The organism is Paenibacillus sp. Z3-2, from assembly GCF_054161325.1.
This window is the reverse complement of the sequence record NZ_CP096397.1, coordinates 1,419,189-1,440,872: the sequence shown is the minus strand read 5'-3', so window position 1 is coordinate 1,440,872 and position 21,684 is coordinate 1,419,189. Positions and strand designations below refer to the sequence as shown.

The 21,684-nt window shown below is 47.9% G+C and carries 18 protein-coding genes, 1 pseudogene and 1 other annotated feature; of the genes and pseudogenes, 5 read left to right on the top strand and 14 right to left on the bottom strand.

Annotated features, from left to right (window positions below; genetic code table 11):
- The first annotated feature begins 106 nt into the window (after nucleotides 1-106).
- The 4 genes and pseudogenes from M1D71_RS06170 (at nucleotide 107) to M1D71_RS06155 (ending at nucleotide 6,122) form a co-directional block, all read left to right on the top strand.
- The gene (locus M1D71_RS06170; protein ID WP_458125707.1) at nucleotides 107-3,226 is read left to right on the top strand and encodes a glycoside hydrolase family 2 TIM barrel-domain containing protein; all 3,120 of its coding nucleotides are present in this window, start codon (nucleotides 107-109) and stop codon (nucleotides 3,224-3,226) included.
- 143 nt (nucleotides 3,227-3,369) lie between these two features.
- Nucleotides 3,370-4,056, top strand: coding sequence for a hypothetical protein (locus tag M1D71_RS06165; protein ID WP_458125706.1), 687 nt, complete (start codon nucleotides 3,370-3,372; stop codon nucleotides 4,054-4,056).
- A gap of 349 nt (nucleotides 4,057-4,405) precedes the next feature.
- Nucleotides 4,406-4,919 (top strand): annotated as a pseudogene (locus tag M1D71_RS06160) (fatty acid desaturase); the annotation flags it as partial.
- A 111-nt stretch (nucleotides 4,920-5,030) separates the two neighbouring features.
- Nucleotides 5,031-6,122, top strand: a complete 1,092-nt coding sequence (locus M1D71_RS06155; protein ID WP_458125705.1) for an NAD(P)-dependent alcohol dehydrogenase — start codon at nucleotides 5,031-5,033, stop codon at nucleotides 6,120-6,122.
- A 786-nt stretch (nucleotides 6,123-6,908) separates the two neighbouring features.
- Here the strand turns inward: M1D71_RS06155 and groL are convergent.
- The 7 genes from groL to M1D71_RS06120 form a co-directional block, all read right to left on the bottom strand.
- Nucleotides 6,909-8,543: a chaperonin GroEL gene (gene groL, locus M1D71_RS06150; RefSeq protein WP_145320515.1), complete on the bottom strand. Its 1,635-nt coding sequence runs from the start codon at nucleotides 8,541-8,543 to the stop codon at nucleotides 6,909-6,911.
- A 74-nt stretch (nucleotides 8,544-8,617) separates the two neighbouring features.
- Nucleotides 8,618-8,899: a co-chaperone GroES gene (gene groES / locus M1D71_RS06145; RefSeq protein WP_017690077.1), complete on the bottom strand. Its 282-nt coding sequence runs from the start codon at nucleotides 8,897-8,899 to the stop codon at nucleotides 8,618-8,620.
- A gap of 472 nt (nucleotides 8,900-9,371) precedes the next feature.
- Nucleotides 9,372-10,154: a twin-arginine translocase subunit TatC gene (tatC, locus tag M1D71_RS06140; protein ID WP_145320517.1), complete on the bottom strand. Its 783-nt coding sequence runs from the start codon at nucleotides 10,152-10,154 to the stop codon at nucleotides 9,372-9,374.
- 78 nt (nucleotides 10,155-10,232) lie between these two features.
- Nucleotides 10,233-10,481 carry a twin-arginine translocase TatA/TatE family subunit gene (gene tatA, locus M1D71_RS06135; RefSeq protein ID WP_336759396.1) on the bottom strand — a complete coding sequence of 83 codons (249 nt, stop codon included), beginning with the start codon at nucleotides 10,479-10,481 and terminating at the stop codon, nucleotides 10,233-10,235.
- Between the two features lie 188 nt (nucleotides 10,482-10,669).
- Entirely contained in the window at nucleotides 10,670-11,155 is a 486-nt protein-coding gene (locus M1D71_RS06130; RefSeq protein WP_017690080.1) for a MogA/MoaB family molybdenum cofactor biosynthesis protein, read from the bottom strand.
- 37 nt (nucleotides 11,156-11,192) lie between these two features.
- Nucleotides 11,193-11,621, bottom strand: coding sequence for a cyclic pyranopterin monophosphate synthase MoaC (moaC, locus tag M1D71_RS06125; protein WP_047844160.1), 429 nt, complete (start codon nucleotides 11,619-11,621; stop codon nucleotides 11,193-11,195).
- Nucleotides 11,622-11,711: 90 nt separating this feature from the next.
- Entirely contained in the window at nucleotides 11,712-12,350 is a 639-nt protein-coding gene (locus M1D71_RS06120) for a 5-formyltetrahydrofolate cyclo-ligase (RefSeq protein ID WP_458125704.1), read from the bottom strand.
- Between the two features lie 279 nt (nucleotides 12,351-12,629).
- On the opposite strand from M1D71_RS06120, the gene M1D71_RS06115 reads away from it, so the two are divergent.
- On the top strand, nucleotides 12,630-14,588 hold the full coding sequence (locus tag M1D71_RS06115; RefSeq protein ID WP_458125703.1) for an ABC-F family ATP-binding cassette domain-containing protein: 1,959 nt from the start codon (nucleotides 12,630-12,632) through the stop codon (nucleotides 14,586-14,588).
- Nucleotides 14,589-15,218: 630 nt separating this feature from the next.
- On the opposite strand, the gene M1D71_RS06110 is transcribed toward M1D71_RS06115, so the two are convergent.
- The 7 genes from M1D71_RS06110 to M1D71_RS06080 form a co-directional block, all read right to left on the bottom strand.
- The gene (locus tag M1D71_RS06110; protein WP_458125702.1) at nucleotides 15,219-16,778 is read right to left on the bottom strand and encodes a 2-isopropylmalate synthase; all 1,560 of its coding nucleotides are present in this window, start codon (nucleotides 16,776-16,778) and stop codon (nucleotides 15,219-15,221) included.
- Between the two features lie 164 nt (nucleotides 16,779-16,942).
- Nucleotides 16,943-17,278 (bottom strand) — a binding site (T-box leader).
- Nucleotides 17,279-17,791: 513 nt separating this feature from the next.
- Nucleotides 17,792-18,847: a tRNA (adenosine(37)-N6)-threonylcarbamoyltransferase complex transferase subunit TsaD gene (gene tsaD, locus M1D71_RS06105; RefSeq protein ID WP_458125701.1), complete on the bottom strand. Its 1,056-nt coding sequence runs from the start codon at nucleotides 18,845-18,847 to the stop codon at nucleotides 17,792-17,794.
- Complete coding sequence (gene rimI, locus M1D71_RS06100; RefSeq protein ID WP_458125700.1) at nucleotides 18,844-19,365, bottom strand: ribosomal protein S18-alanine N-acetyltransferase; 522 nt, start codon at nucleotides 19,363-19,365, stop codon at nucleotides 18,844-18,846. Before rimI ends, tsaD begins: the two co-directional genes overlap by 4 nt.
- 17 nt (nucleotides 19,366-19,382) lie before the next feature.
- Entirely contained in the window at nucleotides 19,383-20,231 is an 849-nt protein-coding gene (gene tsaB, locus M1D71_RS06095; protein WP_458127183.1) for a tRNA (adenosine(37)-N6)-threonylcarbamoyltransferase complex dimerization subunit type 1 TsaB, read from the bottom strand.
- A 2-nt stretch (nucleotides 20,232-20,233) separates the two neighbouring features.
- Nucleotides 20,234-20,716 (bottom strand): tRNA (adenosine(37)-N6)-threonylcarbamoyltransferase complex ATPase subunit type 1 TsaE, encoded by a 483-nt coding sequence (gene tsaE / locus M1D71_RS06090; RefSeq protein WP_458125699.1) that lies wholly within the window; start codon nucleotides 20,714-20,716, stop codon nucleotides 20,234-20,236.
- 220 nt (nucleotides 20,717-20,936) lie between these two features.
- Nucleotides 20,937-21,113: an H-type small acid-soluble spore protein gene (locus M1D71_RS06085; protein ID WP_458127182.1), complete on the bottom strand. Its 177-nt coding sequence runs from the start codon at nucleotides 21,111-21,113 to the stop codon at nucleotides 20,937-20,939.
- Between the two features lie 4 nt (nucleotides 21,114-21,117).
- Nucleotides 21,118-21,414 carry a hypothetical protein gene (locus tag M1D71_RS06080; RefSeq protein WP_458125698.1) on the bottom strand — a complete coding sequence of 99 codons (297 nt, stop codon included), beginning with the start codon at nucleotides 21,412-21,414 and terminating at the stop codon, nucleotides 21,118-21,120.
- Nucleotides 21,415-21,684 lie beyond the last annotated feature (270 nt).

Here is a 21,684-nt window from a genome sequence, read left to right as displayed (position 1 = left end):
CATTGGTTTCATATTGTCATATATATGGGCAATATTCTTTATTCTCTAAGTCATCATTCAATTCTATAATGACAATATTATAACATTTCAGAAGGAGTTGCTGTTATTGAGAAAGAAACTGGTACATACCCCTCCGGCAAATGGATACCCGGAATGGAACAACAATCCCGAGACTTTTCAAGTAGGCCGTCTACCCGCACATGCGTCTATGGTAGCGTTTCCATCTATAGCAGAAGCATTGTCCAATGATTCCAGCGCATCGCCTTGGTACGAATCACTGAATGGTCAATGGAAGTTTGCCTTTGCGGAGACTCCGGAGCAACGGATTACATCCTTTTACGAGAATAACTATGATGCCAGTAAATGGAATGAGATCGCCGTTCCTTCCAACTGGCAGTTGCAAGGTTACGATTATCCCCAATATACAAATATGACATATCCGTGGGTCGAGCGTGAGCCTGAACTGAAGCCACCATTTGCACCAACAAGCTATAATCCGGTGGGTTCGTACATCCGTACATTTACTGTTCCTGCAGACTGGAAAGACCGGCCTGTCCTGCTTCACTTTGAGGGTGTTGAATCCGCCTTTTATGTATGGGTCAACGGGGAGCTCGTCGGTTATAGCGAGGATACGTTCACACCCGCAGAATTTGATATCACTCCGTATCTGACGGAAGGTGAGAACAAGCTGGCTGTGGAGGTATACCGCTGGTGTGATGCGAGCTGGCTGGAGAATCAGGATTTCTGGCGGTTAAGCGGCATCTTCCGTGGTGTATATTTGCATTCACCTTCACCGGTTCAGATCGCCGATTTCTTTGTTCGTACTGAACTGGATGACGCGTATCAGGATGCGGAGCTACTGCTGGACCTGAAGTTATTTAATCATAATGCCGCGCAGACCCCTACCGGATTGTCCGTTCAGGCGCAACTCTATGATGCACAACAGCAGGCTGTACTGAAGCAACCACTTACTGCGGCCGTTACTTTCCAGGGCGAGGATGAACTTTCATTCCAGTTGTCAGCAGAGGTTATCCAACCGCTTCTATGGAGCGCTGAGTCCCCTCATCTGTATACACTTGTGCTGTCCATTCAGAATGAATCGGGCGAAACACTGGAGGCTGTTCGCAGCCGGATCGGATTCCGCAAGTTTGAACTGAAAGACGGCCTGATGCAGATCAATGGCAAACGCATTGTGTTCAAAGGCGTGAATCGTCATGAATTTTCCCCGGATACCGGTCGGGCCATTGGGCGGGAAGACATGATCCGTGACATCGAGCTGATGAAGTCCTATAACGTTAACGCCGTGCGCACATCCCATTATCCGAATCAATCACTCTGGTACGAACTGTGTGATGAATATGGTCTGTATGTCATTGACGAGACGAATCTGGAAACTCACGGCACCTGGTACTACGGGCAAAAGGAAATGAACGAGAACAACATTCCCGCGAGCAAGCCGGAATGGCGTAACAACGTAATAGATCGCTGTAACTCCATGTTCCAGCGGGACAAAAACCATGCGTCCGTTATTATCTGGTCTCTGGGTAATGAGTCCTTCGGCGGCGATAACTTCATCGCCATGTACGATTATCTGAAACAAGTCGATCCAACCCGTCTCGTTCATTATGAAGGAACTTTCCATTATCGCCCTTCCGATTCGGCAAGCGACATTGAATCCACAATGTATATCAGCCCTGAAAATGTGGAGAACTATGCTCGCATGCAGGGACCCAAGAAACCATATATTATCTGCGAATACAGCCATGCCATGGGTAACTCCTGTGGAGGTCTGCATCTGTACTGGGATTTATTTGATAAATATGATGTGTTGCAAGGTGCTTTCATCTGGGACTGGGTCGATCAGTCCATTCGTACCACTACGGCAGACGGTGTAGAATATTTCGCTTATGGCGGCGATTTCGGTGAATCCCCTCATGATGGCAATTTCTGCGGAAACGGACTCATTCTGGCGGATAAGACTGTTACACCGAAGCTGGAAGAAGTGAAGAAATGTTATCAGAACGTTCGTATGGAAGCTATTGATGTAAAAGACGGTCTGCTGCGCATCCGAAACCAGTTCCTGTTCACGGATCTGAGCGAATATTCGCTCGTATGGACAGTAACGCACGACGGCGTATCCGTAGAGAACGGCACGTTGGATATCGCGGTACCTCCTGGCGAATCGGCTGAAGTCCGCATCCCTTACACGCCATCGTCCGATCTGTTCCAGGAAACGGTGCTGACTGTATCTCTGGTCACCAAAGTCGCAACCAAATGGGCAGGAACAGGTCATGAGATTGCCTGGGATCAGTTCGTGGTATCTCCACGATTGCGTCCAATCCAACTGGTGAACCAAGGACAAGGCAATACGCCGCAGGTACAGGATTTACAAGATGAATTGAAAGTGGATACAGGCCAAGTCACGTTGAGCTTCAATCCAGCTACTGGCGCACTCACGTCCTATCAGATTAACAATCAGGAGCAATTGCTCGCACCTGTCCGGCCAAATTTCTGGAGAGCCATGACAGACAATGATCTGGGGAACCGGCTGAATGAGCGTTCTGCGTTCTGGAGAGATGCTCACGCTACCAACAGATTAATTCGCTTTCAGCACCATGCAGACGAACAAGGCTGTCTCGTGACGACCGATTATATATGGGATTCACATCCGGGATGCACGCTGTCCATCATGTACCGAATCGATCCGGATGGCGTATTGGAAATCAGTCAAACCCTTATTCCAGGCGAAGGCCTACCCGATCTTCCGGAATTCGGTATGCTGCTGCAACTGAAAAACAGCTTGGATACGATATCCTGGTATGGCAGAGGGCCGCACGACAATTACGCAGACCGCCTGACCAGTGCACGATTGGGATATTATACAGGTGCGGTTCGTGATCAATTCGTTCCATACCTGAAACCACAAGAGTGCGGGAACAAAACGGATGTACGCTTCGCTGAAATTACGTCAGCAGATAGTCGAAGTGGTCTGCACGTTGAAGCCACCATACCCTTTGAAATCAATGCGTTGCCGTGGACACCTGAGGAACTAGAAGCAAATGACCATGTGTACAAATTACCTCAGAGCACACAGACCGTTGCTCGCATCAATTACAAACAAATGGGTGTCGGTGGGGATGACAGCTGGGGCGCGCGTACCCACGCTGAATACACTTTGCCAGCCAATCGCGCGTATCACTTCACCTTTACGATAAGACCTGTATAACATCAAGCAAGCACTGCTGGCAGTATGCCGGCAGTGCTTTTTTTGTTGAGTGGTGAGCATTGTGAGTTTAAAGTTTTTCATGAGAACATTATAATGAATGGGGTACAAGCATGATGAAATGATTTTGATTACGAGGTGAGAATTTGCAATATCTGTTTACCGCTCTCTTCATTCTTGGCTTTATTGCTTTTTTAGTATTTGTTGTTCTGATGATCTTATCTATTCGCAAAGGTAATAGGTTGCCAATCAGGTATATTTTCCCAACTACGGCCTGTTTTGCGATTGCTTCAATAGGGTTGTATGGCATGCTGACTTTATCTTCGAACTCTACTCAGTCTGAAATAGATCAGACCCCTTCATCCCAGATCCAACTTTCTGGTCTCCACATGACAGCCGATGAATTTAAAAACAAGTTTAATGGCGCTGTGGGCAAATACCGACTGAATGGTTTGAGTATTACCCGCTTGAATATACAAGACTCTTCCGAGCAGGGCACTGGCTCTTTCGAGCATGTATTTAATGACGAATTGCGTTTGGTTGGTGTAATGAATGCAGATGAAAGTGTACAGGAAGTCAGGTTATACCGAACTGGTGATACGAGCAAACCAACGGGTGGTATTTTTTTAACTGCTATCGCCACGCTCATTCTCACAACCAATAGTGAGTACACGTATAATGACGCACAAGATGTCATCCAGGATATCGGTATATTGGAGCGCGATGTGAATCAGCTTGATTTTAATGGAACGACAGTTCGAAATGGATTGGAATATCGCTTCAGTATTCAAGATGGAGATCAACCCATTTTTGAAATAAAAAATGTTAATTAAGTTACAAATATAAAGAGTCGCTCCATTAATGAGCGACTCTAATTGCCAACAATCCATACATGAATAACGTCATCTGGTTGAAGATCAACACGAGGGTTGAAGGCTGAAGCATTAATCTAGTCCATCAACTATCTTAAAGATAAATAAATCACTATATTGTAAAATAGATGTAAACATAAAGTCTTATATACCTGTTTATTTGCATTAATAGAATACTAAAGGCACACTCCCCCTGTTTAACATCCAACAGGAACACAGATTGAATTGCCCGCTGTTCCTATTAACAAAGTTGCAAGATCCAGCTTGAATTAAAGTCAAGTCGATTACGATGTCTTTTCAGAACTGTAGGTATGCTTCAAGTGGGAATCTGGATAAACGCACATCGGCGATATCTGGACACTATGACAATCGAGGAGTATGTAGAGGCATCCAAATGGGAACGCTTCAAATACCGCCTGTACCGCAATCCATTGGTCATGTTCGGTTTAGGACCAATTTTGCTGATATTGGTTTCAAGCCACTTCAACCATAAGGAGGCACGAAAAAAAGAACGCAACAATACCTATTTGACTAACATTTCCCTAGTGGTCATCTATTCGCTCTTGATCTGGGCTATCGGCTGGCAGTGGGTGACCGGCAACATCGGATTCCATCATGTGCATCACTTGAGCCCGCGTGTGCCCAACTATCACCTGGAAAAAGCACACGAATCCGCTCCACCGCTTCAGCAAGCAACCACGATCAACCTTAAATCCAGCCTTAAATCGTTGCGCTACAAATTGTATGATGCACCGAATAAAACCTTCGTGACATTCGGTGAAATCAAACACTTGCTTCGCGATTCGAATACGGTTAATCAATAAAGCAGGTCGGAAGAAGGAAAGCTCAAAAGCCATCCCTTTTGTCTTCTTTAATGGGATCAAATAAAAATTAGGAGTAGTTTAAAGGATTAACTACTAATGAGGAGGATTTTAATGAAAATAAAAGCAGCCGTTACCCATGGCTTAGGAGAAGAGTTTACATTCGAAGAAGTGGAACTGGGCGAACCGAAAGCCCATGAGGTATTAGTAAAAATCGTGGCAACCGGTGTTTGCCATACGGATGCTGCCGCAAGGGACCTGGGATTATCTCCATTTCCTGCAGTCCTCGGTCATGAAGGCTCTGGAGTAGTTGAAAAAGTAGGGTCCGCCGTTACAACCATTCAAGCTGGCGACCATGTAGTATTGTCATTCGCTTATTGCGGTCATTGCGAAAACTGCCTGACTGGCCACCCAACCGTTTGCCTGAATTTCAATGATTTGAATTTCGGAGGCAAAATGCAGGACGGCACAAACCGGATTCACCACCATGACCATGCTGTGTCGACGTTCTTTGGACAATCATCTTTCGGGACCTTTGCGGTTACCAATGAACGGAATGTGGTCAAAGTTGATCCAGAGGTGGATTTAGAATTGCTCGGTCCTTTGGGCTGCGGCATTCAGACCGGCGCGGGTACGGTATTAAACCGCTTCAAGCCGAAGTTTGGTTCTTCCATTGCCATTTATGGCAGCGGTGCCGTTGGAGTGAGTGCTATAATGGCCGCAAAGATCGCAGGCTGCCTTAATATTATTGCGGTTGATATTCATGACAGCCGCTTGGAACTGGCCAAGGAACTCGGTGCTACCCACACGTTGAATGGCAAAGAGGTTGACGTTGTTCAAGAAATCAAAAAGATCACCAACGGCGGTACGCATTACGCGGTCGAGACAACGGGCGTTCCGCCTGTCGTCAAACAAGCCATCCATGCTTTGCGTCCACTTGGTTCTTGCGCCATTGTCGGCGTAACCCCTGAAATTACGTTTGATGTCCATAACGATATCATGGCGGAAGGCAAAACGGTAATGGGTGTCATCGAAGGCGATTCCATCCCCCAAGTGTTTATCCCTCAATTAGTGGATTATTACAAGCGCGGACTATTCCCGTTCGATAAGCTGACCAAAGTGTATGAGTTCGATCGAATCAATGAAGCATTCGAAGACTCCAAAAATGGAGCTATCATTAAACCGATTTTAAGAATCAACCAATAATTAATAATCTGTAAATAAGAAGCCTGTAGACAAACTCTGACTGATCGAATTTGTCTACAGGCTTTTTTTCATTGAATTTGCCTCTCTAATATTTCTGATTTTGAACATCATGCTCATGCTTGCAAAACATCCACATCAAGGAAATGTTATTTTGAATTGCATTTCTATAAGTACAGCATTAAAAATTTTCAGCAAAAATCACTTTCGGCCAGTTTGCAGCTGAATGAGGACAAAATTCCTTTGAATAAGATTACACGGCATATGTATCAATCCTACATCAATGCTCTTAGTGGTTTTTGATCATAACAAGAAACTGTGAAGAAATTGAAGGAGAAGTTTCTGAAGTTAAGAGAGTTAAATTAGCCCTTAAATGGTCAGACGTAGACTTCACTAAAAAAGACCTTGCGCATTACAAAGACGTATTCCCCCTAATAACGGGCACACTGGCTATCAATTATTAACGCCAAAGACTATGAAATATGTTCGGCACCATATCTTTAGATGGAGATTGGCTCACGCTTCTTAAGAAGCATCGACTTGATCAGAGAGCCTTGAAGATGAAACTTCTAAGAGATTTAGCCAATTGACGAAAGGTATTCTTAACTTTACTCAAATGAAATAGTCTCAAAAGAGAAAAAAAAGACCTTCTATAAGTTCAAAAAACTTACAGAAGGTCTCTCCAAGAGCTTAATTTAGTTGTTTCGAAACCCAAAAGTTAGCAATAAGTTAGCATTTCACAATCCTATCCCCTACAAACCCCGTCATATCAAGGGTTGCATGGTTAGATTACATCATGCCGCCCATTCCACCCATACCGCCCATGTCAGGCATTCCGCCACCAGCACCTGCAGGTTCTGGTTTGTCAGCGATAACTGCTTCAGTCGTCAGGAACATTGCCGCTACGGAAGCAGCGTTTTGCAATGCATAACGTGTTACTTTCGCAGGGTCAACGATACCAGCTTCAATCATGTTAACCCACTCGCCAGTTGCAGCGTTGAAGCCGATGCCTGTTTGTTCTTTTTTCAGACGTTCCACGATTACGGAACCTTCTTCGCCAGCGTTAGCTGCGATTGTGCGGATTGGTGCTTCCAAAGCGCGCAGGACGATATTTACGCCTGTTTGCTCGTCACCGGACAGACTTACAGCTGCAACCGCGTTATATACGTTCATGAGCGCTGTACCACCACCGGATACGATACCTTCTTCAACCGCAGCGCGAGTTGCGTTTAGGGCATCTTCGATGCGAAGTTTGCGTTCTTTCAGTTCCGTTTCAGTTGCCGCACCAACTTTGATTACTGCTACACCGCCGGACAATTTAGCCAGACGCTCTTGCAGTTTCTCTTTGTCGAACTCGGAAGTTGTTTCTTCCAGTTGTGTACGGATTTGGCTAACACGTGCATCGATATCGGATTTGTTACCAGCACCGTCAACGATGATTGTGTTTTCTTTGGTTACACGGATTTGACGAGCTGTACCCAGTTGTTCCACAACAGCGGATTTCAGGTCCAGACCCAGTTCTTCCGTGATCAATTGGCCACCAGTGAGGGCAGCGATGTCTTGCAGCATTGCTTTACGACGGTCACCGAATCCTGGAGCTTTAACAGCTACAGCATTGAATGTACCACGCAATTTGTTCACAACCAGCATAGCCAGTGCTTCGCCTTCAATATCTTCAGCGATCAATACCAGCGGTTTGCCTTGTTGAACGATTTTCTCAAGCAATGGCAAGATGTCTTGCGTGCTGGAGATTTTTTTGTCTGTGATCAAGATGTACGGATTGTCCAAAACAGCTTCCATTTTGTCCGTATCTGTAATCATGTAAGGAGAGATGTATCCACGATCGAATTGCATACCTTCAACCACTTCAAGCTCAGTAGCGAATCCTTTGGATTCTTCTACTGTGATTACGCCATCTTTACCTACTTTTTCCATAGCTTCAGCGATCAGTTCGCCTACTTCTTCGTCCGCTGCAGAGATTGCTGCAACTTGTGCGATGGATTGTTTGGAATCAATTGGTTTGGAGATGGATTGCAATTCAGCAACCGCAGCTTTAACCGCTTTATCGATCCCTTTGCGGATACCGATTGGGCTAGCGCCTGCAGTAACGTTTTTCAGACCTTCTGTGATCAGCGCTTGCGCCAATACAGTTGCTGTTGTAGTACCGTCACCGGCAACATCGTTGGTTTTGGTTGCTACTTCTTTAACCAGTTGAGCACCCATGTTCTCGAATGCATCTTCCAGTTCGATTTCTTTAGCAATTGTTACACCATCATTGGTGATCAGCGGGCTTCCGAATTTTTTCTCCAGAACCACGTTACGACCTTTAGGACCGAGTGTTACTTTTACTGCATTAGCCAATGCGTCCACACCACGAAGCATGGAGCGACGAGCGTCTTCACTGAATTTAATGTCTTTAGCCATGTTAAGAAAACCTCCCTAGTTTTTGTTGGAAAATGGTACTGCTATATGGTTCGGTTAACCGATTAAATTTTGAATTAGTCGAGAATCGCGTGAATATCGCTTTCTTTCATAATCAAATATTCTTTACCTTCGAATTTGATTTCTGTACCGGCATATTTGGAGAAAATAACGCGATCTCCTTCTTTCACTTCCAGAGCCACACGTACGCCGTCCTTCAATACTCCTGCACCAACTGCAATGATTCTACCCTCTTGCGGTTTTTCTTTGGCGGAGTCCGGGAGTACGATCCCGAAAGAAGTTGTTTGCTCTTGCTCCAGTGGTTCTACCAATACGCGTTCACCTAAAGGTCTGATCATGAAAAATAGCCTCCTTTTGAAATTATATAACGTTGCTTTGTAGGTTGTAGCCATATGTATTAGCACTCGACAGTGTTCAGTGCTAACAACCAACTTTATGATACTCAACTTGAAGCATGATTTCAAGTCCTTTTGACGAATTCCTGCGAGAATTTACGTTGAATTTACATCATCACAACCAAACAACACCCGGTATGCCTGGATAAATGTTGCAACTCGCTACTTTTATTCTACGAAATTCTTCAGCCATTCTGCAACGTTAGCAGACAGCCCCTTTCCCATTGTATCCATTGTTGAACATAATATGCCTGCTTGTCCTTGCTTGCAGGGGAACAATCTACAACAATAGCCCGGATAAGAACAGATCGTCTTTTCCGGGCATATTACAGATCATCCTCACCCATACACATACCCGTCATAAACCAGCAATGAATGCGATATCCTGTGTTCCATTTTCATATCAACTTCTGTTCTAGCCCACATGCTTCTTATCCTCGGCACGAACATAGCGGGATTCAATCTCTTCATCGGCCGCAAGCTGCTTGCGGTATACGACTGCGGATAGAAGCACACTGATCTCATATAACAGGAGCAAGGGAATCATCACCAGAAGATCAGATATAAAGTCTGGAGGTGTAATAACCACTGCAATGAAGATCAGAACAAAATAAGAGACTCTGCGCATTTTGCGAAGACGAATTGGATTCAGAATCCGCAGTCCTGTCAGAAACATAATAAGTAAAGGAAGTTCAAATAACAGGGACACAGGCAAAACAATCCCAAACAGGAAGCTGAAATACTGTTTCATCCCGTAGGTCTCCACAAGCCCCATCTTCTCCGTTATCGCTGTCGTGAAGGCAAGTGCCATCGGAAAAATAACATAATACGAGAAAGCCATACCTGTCAGAAATAAGAGAAACACATAGGGCACATACTTCAGCGTTGCTTTTCGTTCGCGCGGCTTTAGCCCTGGACTAACAAACTTCCAGATCTGATACACCGTAAACGGCAGTGTAATTATAAGTGAAAACAGACCCGCAATCTTCATGTAGATGCCAATCCCGTCCCAGAACGAGAAGGCATGCAATACAAAACCTTTTGCCGACTCTGCCTTGGTCAGATATTGGTATACCGGGTCCGCCACAAAAAATCCTGCAATCAGCCCCAGCACAAAAATACTTAATACATAAATCAGCCGCTTCCGTAGCTCGCTCAGATGTTCCGTAATCGACATTTCTTCCATTTGCTGCGTCATGCCTGCCCCCCATTATTGCCAGCTTAAAACACAAAACCCTTCCGGCAGGAAGGGATTTCTCTTTCATTGCCGTCAAGATTATTCCGGCAGGCGTTTATCAGCAGGCTTGTCTGCAGGTGTGCTCTCAGCTGCCAGCGGTTTTGCCTTCTCCTGCTCTTTGCGATTGGACGAGTCATCATCAGAGATAATGTCGCGAGCGCCCTCTTTGAATTCACGGAAAGTACGCCCAACTGCACGTCCCAGTTCCGGAAGTTTGTTGGGTCCAAATAACAACAATGCAATCACGGCCAGCAAAATAAAACCCGTTGGTCCAATTGAACTAAACATTGATATTCCTCCTCGTCTTAAGCTTCAAAGATGCGCATATTCGGCTATATGTTCATAGATGTCTCTGCTGCGTTCTTAATTTAAGCCCATCATACCACAGATGCAACCACTTACATAACCCGCAATATTAAGAGATATCACCTTACCAAGCAAATCAATGGTTTATGTCCCCAAGAGTCCGTGCCCGCTTATTGCTTGAACTGACCCGTCACCATCAGCAACGCTTCTGGAAGCTGATCCATAATGGCAGCCAGATGTTCATGTACACCCTTCGGTGTACCTGGCAGATTGACGATCAATGTACGTCCACGAATACCGCATACACCACGGAACAGCATTGCAGAACGGTTTTTGCTCATTACACTGTATCGCATGGCCTCTGCCATCCCGGGAACTTCCCGTTCAATCACGCGCCGGGTTGCCTCCGGCGTAATATCACGAATGGCCAGCTCCGTACCACCAGTAGTCAGCACCAGATCGGCGTGAAAATAATCCGTCATCTCAATCAAAGCTGCAATAATCTCGTCGGGTTCATCCGGAACGATGCGGTACTCCACGATTTGACCACCCAGCTCTTCTTCCACCAGTTCCCGAATGACTTGTGCACTCGTATCCTCACGTTCCCCGCGGGCTCCTTTGTCGCTGGCTGTCAGGATTGCTGTTCTCCACACCATAAAGATCACCCTTCTCCTCTATGAAAATAAATATTGCTTATCGGCTGTAATCGCCGTTTTTGCCACCACTCTTGGAATTCAGCATGGTTGGACCGATAATCATATCTTTTTGCATGGCTTTGCACATATCATAGACCGTCAGTGCCGCAGCCGAAGCCGCCGTGAGTGCCTCCATCTCAACACCCGTTTTGCCTTCGGTTTTGACAGTGACTTCAATGTGTAATTCATCCACTCCGTTATCATGAAAACGAATATCCACACCCGTCAATGCCAAGGGATGGCACATTGGAATCCAGTCCGACGTTTTCTTCGCGCCTTGAATTCCGGCAATCTGAGCCACAGCCAGAACGTCACCCTTGCCGATCCGGCCCTCCCGAATCGCTTCCAGCGTATCCGGGTTCATCGTCACTTTCGTTACAGCTACAGCCGTACGTACAGTAATTTCCTTACCCGAAATATCAACCATTCGGGCCCGCCCCTGTTCATTAAAGTGGGTCAGTTTCCCACCGGAAGGCTGGCCGTTGTTCGCTTCTGAACTCAATCACATCACAACCCTTTATTCGATATGTAATATACCTTCGGTTGTTATCAACAGATCAATCCGCAGATCGAGCAGGTCCATCGGAATCTCATCCTGTAGCTGCCCCGGTAATACCATCGCAGCCATCAACGGTTTCTTCTCCGTCATCGCACATTGTGCTGCAAGCGTCTCGGCAAAACGATCATAATAACCGCCACCATAGCCAATGCGTCCTCCATGAAGGTCATAACCAAGTCCCGGTACCAATACGAGATCGATATCAGGCCAATCTTCAGCTGACAGAACTTCACAGGAATCCTTGGGTTCCGGTATCCCCCATATGCCTGGCTCCAGATCCTGTTCTCCGGTTACTTGCCGCAGTTCCATTCGAGGTGGATTCGCCAAAATTTTCGGTGCTAACATCACATCTCCATGATTCCAACCTTCTTGAAACAGAACAGCTGTGGATGCCTCGCTTCCATAGGACAAATAACTGAATATGACGAGTGGTCTGTTCACGTCCTTGCCTTTGGCCTGTCTAAGGCGCTCCAGCTCTCGCTTCATTCCGGCATTAATCCTAGTCATCGCCTGCTGACGCATACTCGCATCCATCAGATCACGGCTCTGTCTCAGTCTGGATCGAAGCTGGCTTTTCAGTTCCGCATGATCCTGCATATCCTTGAATAACCTCCTGTTGATAGGGAAGGTAGAAAAAGCTTTCATTGAAAAACAATGTATATGTTATGACCAGGTGTCATCTTGTTGAAATGGTTAAAATGATTCATTTTCTGCAAAATCCTCATGTAATAACATGCCTTCTTTCAGTTTATCATTGATTGATCAAAAAGACTACATGCCCCATGCGTTCCCAATCGGTGCAATTGCTCAGTATTTCATGTAAACTGAGATGTAGTTGTCAAATCAAGAACTGGACCTATGGAGGAACTTAATTTTATGCTGCTGCAAGTATCCGGAATTATCAAACGTTTTGGTGTCGATCCAATCCTGGACGGCGTGAACTTACAAATATTGGAACGCGAGCGCATCGGCCTCGTTGGTGTAAACGGTGCAGGAAAATCCACTTTGCTCAAAATTGTGGCAGGGGAAATGTCCTATGACGGAGGACAGATTTTCAAATCCAAAGAAACGACGCTCGGTTACCTGGCTCAGAACAGCGGACTGCAATCCGACCGCAGCATCTGGGAAGAAATGATGAACGTATTTGCTCATCTGACACAGGCTGAAGCAGACTTGCGTCAGATGGAACGCGACATTGCCGACCCTTCCCAGATGGAAGACGAGAAAAAATATGCGGACCTGCTGGAACGTTATGCAAAACGCTCCGACTGGTTCAAGGACCACGGCGGGTACGAGATGGAAACTCGCATTCGCAGTGTACTGCACGGGATGGGATTCGGTGAATTCTCGCCAGACACCCCCATTGCTACACTGAGTGGCGGGCAGAAGACACGGCTTGCGCTTGCTCGCATTTTGCTTCAGGCACCTGATCTGCTCATGCTGGACGAGCCTACCAACTATCTCGATATTGCCACTCTTACATGGCTTGAAGATTATCTAAGGGGGTATTCAGGCGCACTGCTCGTGGTATCTCATGACCGGTACTTCCTTGATCGGCTTGTCACGACCATCGTCGAGATCGAACGGCACCGCTCCAAAAAATATACGGGCAATTACAGCCGTTATATGGAACTCAAAGCTGCCGAGTATGAAACTCAGATGAAGCAATATGAGAAACAGCAAGGCGAAATCTCCAAGATGGAGGATTTTGTTCAGAAAAACATCGTACGTGCTTCGACGACCAAACGGGCTCAAAGCCGTCGTAAAGCCCTCGACAAAATGGAGCGACTCGATAAACCGATGGGAGATTTGAAAAAAGCCCACTTTTCCTTCGAAACAGCCGTTATGTCAGGCAAGGAAGTGCTTCGAGTGGATCAGCTGTCTGTCGCTTATGACGAAGCTTCTCCATTGTTCCGCAATGTATCCTTCGATCTGCGGCGCGGGGAGACCGTTGCCCTGATTGGTCCAAACGGTATTGGTAAATCCACCATGCTGAAGTGCCTCACCGGAAGTTTACGTCCGGTAACCGGGGAGATCCAATGGGGAACAAAAGTGCAGATTGGCTATTATGATCAGGAACAGACAGGGCTCAATCCGTCCAATACGGTTCTCGAAGAGCTGTGGAGTGCCTACCCCGGGATGGAAGAAGCACGCATTCGGACCGTACTGGGGAACTTTTTGTTCAGCGGTGACGATGTGCTCAAGAAGATCTCCTCCCTAAGCGGCGGCGAGAAGGCTCGTGTCTCCCTCTCCAAGCTGATGCTGAAGGAAGCCAACATGCTCATTCTGGATGAGCCTACGAACCATCTCGACCTGTTTGCCAAAGAAGTGCTGGAAGCGGCATTAATGGATTATGAAGGCACCCTGCTGTTCATCTCCCATGACCGGTACTTCCTCAACAAAATGGCTGAGCGCATTGTCGAGCTTCATCCAGGCGGAACGGAACACTATCTCGGTAATTATGATGATTATGTGGAGAAAAAACAGGAACTTGAGGACATTGCACGGGAAGCTGCCGAAGCACGCCAGGCTTCGTCCAAGAACTCGTCCAAATCGGATTCAAGTATAGCCACTACCGAAAAATCCGGAGCGGCTTCATTCGAAGCGGAAAAACAGGCGAAGCGTGAAGAGCGTAATCGGCAACGCAAGCAAGAAGCTCTGGAACAACAGATTGCAGATCTGGAAACGAAAATTACAGAACTTGAGGCACAGATGGCCCTGCCTGAAATCTATCAGGATTATATGAAGCTGCAAGAACTCCAGCAAAAGTCGGAGGAACATAAGACACAACTCACCAAGGCGTACGAAGAATGGGAAGAACTAGCCATGGAGTAGTACGGCTAAGCCATCGCTGAATTTGTCCTGACAAGCATAGCCATACCACCCGCTGATTCCTTTTTGGGATCAGCTTTTTTTGTATAGATTGAATATACTAAAGCTATGTTCCCTATGTTCACTAGGAATAGACTCTCATACAGGGAGCATCAAGTAACTCGTTTTGGAATTTGTCAAATTCACTCGAATGACGTAAAATATTTTTATAGGTTTCCCCTCCACATTTACCCACAGCAAAGCAAGATAGCAAGCATATTAATAAGCTTAATTATACAGCGGTAGAATAGGCTTTCACACCAAAAAACCATATTTATCCACCAAGTTATCCACGTTATCCACAACTTTGTGGATAGCAGGGTACCATTCTATCCCCTAAACCCTTTTCGTTTCGAAAACATCACTGGTTTGACTTTACGGTAGTTACCCACAATTCACACTGGATATGTGGATAACTATAGTCACACCTTGACAAATGCATTTTCCCTCTTCTCATTGTCCCTCCATAAAAAGACATAAGCAGACCTCTGTCGTTCAAGGCCTGCCTGTGTTTATTTACTATATGCCATGCATATTTACATCGAATCACGATTGCTACTATTGCTGCTGCAAATGCGATCTGGCAAAGATGTTTTACGCATGCGCTTCTTGTTCATTATTTTCAGAAGACTCGGCCTTCAGCCCAGCAGCATTACAAGCCGCTACATAAGCAAGACCGGCAGCCATGACGATATCATTATGTGTTGCTGTTCCCCGGAACTCACGTCCTGCACGCTCCACGGTAACTACAGCTTCCGCACTTGCACCCTCTCCGCCACTCAAGGCATGCATCTCCATATCGACAAACGCAATATCATCGGAAATGCTCTGACCAATCGCGCGAATGGTCGCATCCACTGGGCCCCCGCCAACGGCAGAGTAAGACTGTTCTCCAGCGCTTGTGCGAATGCGAACGGCGGCCATTCGATCCGTCATGCTACCCGCCGTCACCTGCAATTCAACCAGCTCGTAATCCTGTGCAGGAATATTCATGGTCTGGCTAACCATCTGCAATAACTGGTCGTCACTGACCACTTTTTGCTGGTCCGCGGTTTCTTTGAACACCTCATACAATTGCTCCATCTGTTGCTCATCCGGCTCAAAACCGTATTTGCGAACCCGATCCTTCAGGGCGTGACGACCAGAGTGTTTGCCCAGAATAATCATGCTGCGCGGAATACCCAGCGCTTCCGGGTCCATAATCTCATAGGTGTTCCGATTCTTCAGCAGACCATCCTGATGAATCCCGGATTCATGCTGGAATGCATTACGTCCCACCACCGGCTTGTTGTAAGCAATCGGAAAGTGCATCGCACGACTGATCTGACGCGAGGTCTCGTACAGTTGGTTCAGCTTAATGTTGGATGTCGCCCCAATCGCATCTCCCCGAGTCTCCAGCGCCATGATCAGTTCTTCCAGCGCACAGTTCCCTGTCCGCTCTCCGATACCATTAATGGTCACTTCAATCTGCGAAGCACCATTGGCAATGGCGGCCAGGCTATTCGCTACGGCCAGGCCCAGATCATTATGACAGTGGGCACTATAACGAACCTGATCGCCGCCTCTTGCACCCTCACGTACCCGGCGGAACATCTCTCCATACTCATGTGGCAGAGCATAACCCACGGTATCCGGCAGATTGATAATGCTGGCCCCTGCTTCAATCGCTACTTCGACCATCTCGATCAGATCATCCATCTTCGTCCGAGCCGCATCCATCGCGGTGAACTCTACAATGTCCGTGAACTGCCGTGCATAAGACACCATCTCACGGGCCGTAGCCACCACTTCACTGCGCGGACGACGCAGCTGATGCTCAATATGAATATCCGAAGAAGAGATAAACAGGTGAATTCGGCGCCGCGCTGCATCCGCTGTAGCTTGAACAGCTGCATCAATATCGCCTTTGACTGCACGTGCGAATCCACAGATCTCCACATGCTGCAACTGTCTCGAAATCGCCTGAACCGCCGCGAACTCACCTGGACTTGAGATCGGGAATCCAGGCTCAATGACGTCGATCCCAAGAGAAGCCAGTTGGTGTGCCAGTTCGATCTTTTGCTCAGGTTGCAGACTTGCTCCCGGTGCCTGTTCTCCATCACGCAGCGTTGTATCAAAAATTTCAATCATGCGTTTGTTATTAGTCGTTGTCATATTCATCAGCCTCCATCAAATTGTAAAATGTTCATCCTGTTCCTCATCACAACAGAGTGTACGTCGACTTACACCCTGACCTTCTGACTTTTTATTGCTCCATATGGTTCATTCCATTGCCCACCCTGCTGCCGGCAGCAAACACAAATAACCCGCCATCTCATATAAGAGACGGCAGGTTATTATCCCCTCCGCGGTACCACTCTCGCTTGATGTGCCAGGCTTGCGCCGGACTCCATCCACCTCGTCGTCTCCGAGATCCGCTGGATTGTACTGCAAGCACAACACCACTGGAATTCGGAGAAACACCCTATAACGGGGGTTAACCGTTGCTATGTAATCACATGACGTTGTCCATTAGAACAACTGGACGATATCGTCCCCATGCTTCCACAACCCTGTTCCCGGGCGAGATTCGAATGATTCCAGCCACTGCGTCGCACCACCCCGCAGCTCTCTGAGCGCTTTATCGTTCTACTGCTCCCGTTCATCACATTTATGTTATGAATCTAACTTTCTTCAGCCTTTTAGATATCAAAAAAGCCTGCCACCTCATGCAATAATGCAAGAGACGACAGGCTGTTCACCTTCGCGGTACCACTCTTGTTGACTTTCTTCCTGTTCATTCAAGAGAACCCCTGAATGCTTTCGCACATCCGGATCACTTGAAGCAGCCTGAAAGCCCCCTCAGTTATTGTCGGTCAATCCTTATAATAACAGTCCTACCGACAACGGCCCATTCACGGAGGCAACCCGTAACCATGTACTTTGGGCCATGATCGGCCTTCGGATTCTCCCGGGGAGTCACCGTGTTCCATCGTTCCGCTTCCAGGTGAGTTTCAGGTTTCCTTTGACTGCGTTGCACCACACCGCAGCTCTCTAAGACCGGGAATGACCTTACTGTTCCTGTTCATTGCGTTTATCAGTTCAGGAATCTGAATTCCTGTTTAAATTTGTAACTAATATACATTCTTCACATCCAGGCTGTCAACTGTTAATCTCAATTTGCCTGTTTATATGGACTTAACGGACCATTCCTCCAGAGAAAGTCCCGGATCTGCTTTGGCGTCAAATTCCGAGATTTCTCCCCGCTGCCATTTCAGATAAGCAGCCGCTCCAATCATGGCTGCATTATCCGTACAATATTCCATTGGCGGAATTAACAGTTCAAGCCCTTCCTTCGTGCATCGCTCCTGTAGTGCCGAGCGCAATCCCCGGTTAGCTGCTACACCACCGCATAATAGCAGTTGACGTGAACCATACTCACGAACTGCTCTCACGGCTTTTTCCACCAATACTTCAACGACAGCTTCCTGAAAACCACGTGCAACCGCAGATGGCTCCAATGTTTCGCCGCGCATTTTAGCCTGATTGAGCGCATTCAGTACAGCAGACTTCAGACCACTGAGACTGAAATCGTACGAGCCCGCTTCCAGCCATACCCGTGGTAATGGCACCACATTCTCCGCTTCCGACGCCATCCGGTCCACATGAGGACCTCCCGGATATGGACAGCCCAATGCACGGGCTACTTTGTCATACGCTTCGCCTACAGCATCATCTCTTGTACGGCCAATCAGTTTGAACTTACCCTCAGATTCCATATGCACGAGTTCCGTATGTCCACCTGACACGACCAGTGCCATGGCCGGATATTGCAGTTCATGGGTAAGTCGGTTGGCATAGATATGCCCGGCAATATGATGTGTGCCAATGAGCGGTTTGCCTAGTGCCATCGCCATCGTTTTGGCCGCAACGATACCCACCAGCAGTGCTCCGACCAGCCCAGGACCCTGTGTTACGGCGATTGCACTTAGATCTTGCGGACGAATACCAGACTGCTCAATAGCCTGTTCCAGCATCAGTGTAATGACTTCAACATGCTTGCGTGAAGCCACTTCAGGCACAACGCCGCCGAATGCCTTATGGGTCTCGATCTGACTTGAGATCAGATTGGACAGCACTTCTCGCCCATCCTTAACTACAGCTACCGATGTTTCATCACAGCTTGTCTCCACCGCCAAAATATAGGATGGTGCAGAATTTATTTTTTCATTGAGTTCGTTCATGAATCCAGTACGCTTCCTTCCTCTTCGCCGCTCCGGCCTGCAGGTGGCAAGTTCGCCCACATAATCATCGCATCTTCCCCATTATCGGAGTAATACCCTTTACGAAGACCCGCCGATTCAAACCCTTTTTTCTGATACAAACGCTGGGCAATGATGTTCGAGACTCTAACCTCCAGCGTCATTCGTTCCATGCCGAGATAAGCTGCTGTACTCATGATTTCGTCCAGTAACTTTTCACCAAGCTTGCGTCCACGATACGCTCCCCTGACTGCAATATTGGTAATATGGGCTTCATCCATAATCGTCCACATTCCGGCATAACCAATAGCCTTGCCTTCCAATTCCATCACCATATATTTAGCAAAATGATTGTGTGTCAATTCATTTTGAAATGCTTCTTCCGTCCAGGGCAGGGTAAAGGCTTCATGTTCAATCTCCATCACATCGGGAATATCCGCGAGTGTCATGAACCTGAACTGAAGCGCTGCTTCCTGCTTGTTATTCACCACGTTGTCCATCTGCTTCCCCTCCCCCTTCAGTCTTTGCGCAGCAGATTGGCTTCTGCTTCAGACAGCTGGGTGTAGTTCGGCACCAGCGCATGCACGTCATCACGCTGACCAGCAAGCAGCGCGGCGGCGCCAAGGCGCCCAACCCAGCGGCCTTCCAGCTCATAAGGTACGAGCTGGAGCGCCGTTCCTGCGGGGCAGTGAAGCTCCGCCGCTGCCGCAGCATGCGGGCCCGTGTCGCCGACGATCCAGACGGCTGCGGGCCGCTCTTCCGGCGCCGCCTCCGCCATGCGGGCGGCGAGGGCTTCCAGCCATCCGTCCATCTTGCGGATGGCATCAGGCGCCAGACGCCGGGGCGCATCGCTCCCGGCGGAGGCAAACAGCGCGGTATATGCTTGACCGCGCCGGGCATCCACGAGCGGAACGATCCAGTGGACAGGGGCAGCACCTGTGCTGCCCTGGTCCGCGGATGGCGTTCCGCCAGCCCCTGCTGCGGCATCCTCTGCCGCAGCTTCTGCCTTGGCGGCGAGGCCGCTATGCCAGCCGCCCCAGGCGATGGCCTGAAGGCTGGACACCCCGGCTACGGGGATGTCCCACGCCCAGGCCAGTGTCTTCGCCGCGGTCACCGCAATGCGGATGCCCGTGTACGAGCCTGGGCCGATGCCGACAGCAATGCCGTCAAGCTGACCTGGCTGTGTGCTGCTGGCGGCCAGCAGCTGCTCCATCACCGGTACAACGTGTACCGAATGGTTACGCTCGGCCCGTTCATTGCGTTCTTCCAGAAGCGCATGATCCTCCATCATCGCAGCTGCCATCACTGCGGTGGACGTATCCAACGCCAAAAACCGCTGACGCGGCTCTTTTTGTAAATCTTCCATCATCATTTGACTCCATTCTGTCTGAACTGTCGGCACATGGCTGCATATGTCTCGCCGTACCCATCCAGTGTAATCGTTCGATCCTCTAGGCCCGTTGTTTCAATCTGCACATGCAAGTGCTCTTGCGGCAGCAATTCGGGAATGATACTCGACCATTCCACGAGACTCACTCCGGCTCCATAGAAATATTCATCAAGTCCAAGCTCATCCGCTTCTTCCAGCGAAATGCGATATACATCCATGTGATACAAGGGCAGGCGCCCTTCATATTCCTTAATTAACGTAAATGTGGGACTGCTCACCACATCACGTACACCCAAATGCCAGGCAAATTTCTGTGAAAATGCCGTTTTTCCCGCGCCCAGATCACCATCCAGAGCAATCACCATACCGGCGTTTGCCTGTTTGGCGAGTGCGGACGCGAGCAATTCTGTATCTGCAATGCCATGGGATTGATACACCCACTGCTCGTGCGTCAGATTCAATATAAGCCCCACCTTTGGCGGTCCAGCCGCCTGAGATCACTTTGAACCTTATTATATCGGTCCCTTTCTTCCCCCGCAACATCGAAGGAAACAAGCAGATGGCAAACGTTCGTTAACGGGTACAACAAAAAAACCGGCACCTCTAGGTACCGGCCATGTGATGCGCATTTTTTAGCTTACATTCATTCAACGATTTCTCCACCGCTGCAGCTACCTGTCACTACTCCTCCAAGCGATCCACACGAACCGTATGGGTATTTCCCGGGTTACTTCCAACCTGAACAGTTGCCATGCCATTGTCTTCATCTACACTCTCGATCCATACCGGATCACCTTCCAGCGTCACGGCAATGGTATCCTTCGAATCATAGATCGCTTTGGCGCGCTTCACATCCATCATCTTATTCATACTCCCCTTCCGGATCTTCGTGGTTTTCCCTAATCATGGCGTCTGTTGTGCTATCACCAATATAACCGTTGTCCTCCGTGACCTGACCGCCTCCAAGACCTTCATTCACCATCCGGTCAATATCGAGCATGAACGACTCCCGGTCGAGTGGCAGTTCTTCTGATGTCACCGCTTCCCAATTCACTGCAGCAGCGGGTGTATAGAATTCTTCAGCGCTTTCGGCTTCGGTAAGAGGATATGGAGAAAATGCATGCTTGTGTGCTTCTTCCTCATCCCGTCTGTTCTTCATATTGCACCTCCCGGCATATGTGCTGCGAGAATGACTATCTATCCCATGCCCATCTTCCTGTCGGAATTCAAGCATGTTTCTGTTATCATCCCCGAGTCTCGCCGAACCATACGAATTCATTCGTCCATAAGACGATTATCCCTCGCGCCAGATGCCCATACTATTGAATATAAATCCGTGTTCAAAAATTCCGGTTTTCAGTACCGAGAAGATGGAATAAAGCTAGAAATGGAGCAACGGAGCGTAGGCAAACTACGTGAGCAGCTACAA

Coding starts and splice junctions, on each gene's coding strand:
- M1D71_RS06155 (WP_458125705.1), top strand. CDS start 5,031: ATGAAAATAAAAGCAGCCGTTACCCATGGCTTAGGAGAAGAGTTTACA.
- groL (WP_145320515.1), bottom strand. CDS start 8,543: ATGGCTAAAGACATTAAATTCAGTGAAGACGCTCGTCGCTCCATGCTT.
- groES (WP_017690077.1), bottom strand. CDS start 8,899: ATGATCAGACCTTTAGGTGAACGCGTATTGGTAGAACCACTGGAGCAA.
- tatC (WP_145320517.1), bottom strand. CDS start 10,154: ATGACGCAGCAAATGGAAGAAATGTCGATTACGGAACATCTGAGCGAG.
- tatA (WP_336759396.1), bottom strand. CDS start 10,481: ATGTTTAGTTCAATTGGACCAACGGGTTTTATTTTGCTGGCCGTGATT.
- M1D71_RS06130 (WP_017690080.1), bottom strand. CDS start 11,155: ATGGTGTGGAGAACAGCAATCCTGACAGCCAGCGACAAAGGAGCCCGC.
- moaC (WP_047844160.1), bottom strand. CDS start 11,621: ATGGTTGATATTTCGGGTAAGGAAATTACTGTACGTACGGCTGTAGCT.
- M1D71_RS06120 (WP_458125704.1), bottom strand. CDS start 12,350: ATGCAGGATCATGCGGAACTGAAAAGCCAGCTTCGATCCAGACTGAGA.
- M1D71_RS06115 (WP_458125703.1), top strand. CDS start 12,630: ATGCTGCTGCAAGTATCCGGAATTATCAAACGTTTTGGTGTCGATCCA.
- M1D71_RS06110 (WP_458125702.1), bottom strand. CDS start 16,778: ATGACAACGACTAATAACAAACGCATGATTGAAATTTTTGATACAACG.
- tsaD (WP_458125701.1), bottom strand. CDS start 18,847: ATGAACGAACTCAATGAAAAAATAAATTCTGCACCATCCTATATTTTG.
- rimI (WP_458125700.1), bottom strand. CDS start 19,365: ATGGACAACGTGGTGAATAACAAGCAGGAAGCAGCGCTTCAGTTCAGG.
- tsaB (WP_458127183.1), bottom strand. CDS start 20,231: ATGGAAGATTTACAAAAAGAGCCGCGTCAGCGGTTTTTGGCGTTGGAT.
- M1D71_RS06085 (WP_458127182.1), bottom strand. CDS start 21,113: ATGGATGTGAAGCGCGCCAAAGCGATCTATGATTCGAAGGATACCATT.
- M1D71_RS06080 (WP_458125698.1), bottom strand. CDS start 21,414: ATGAAGAACAGACGGGATGAGGAAGAAGCACACAAGCATGCATTTTCT.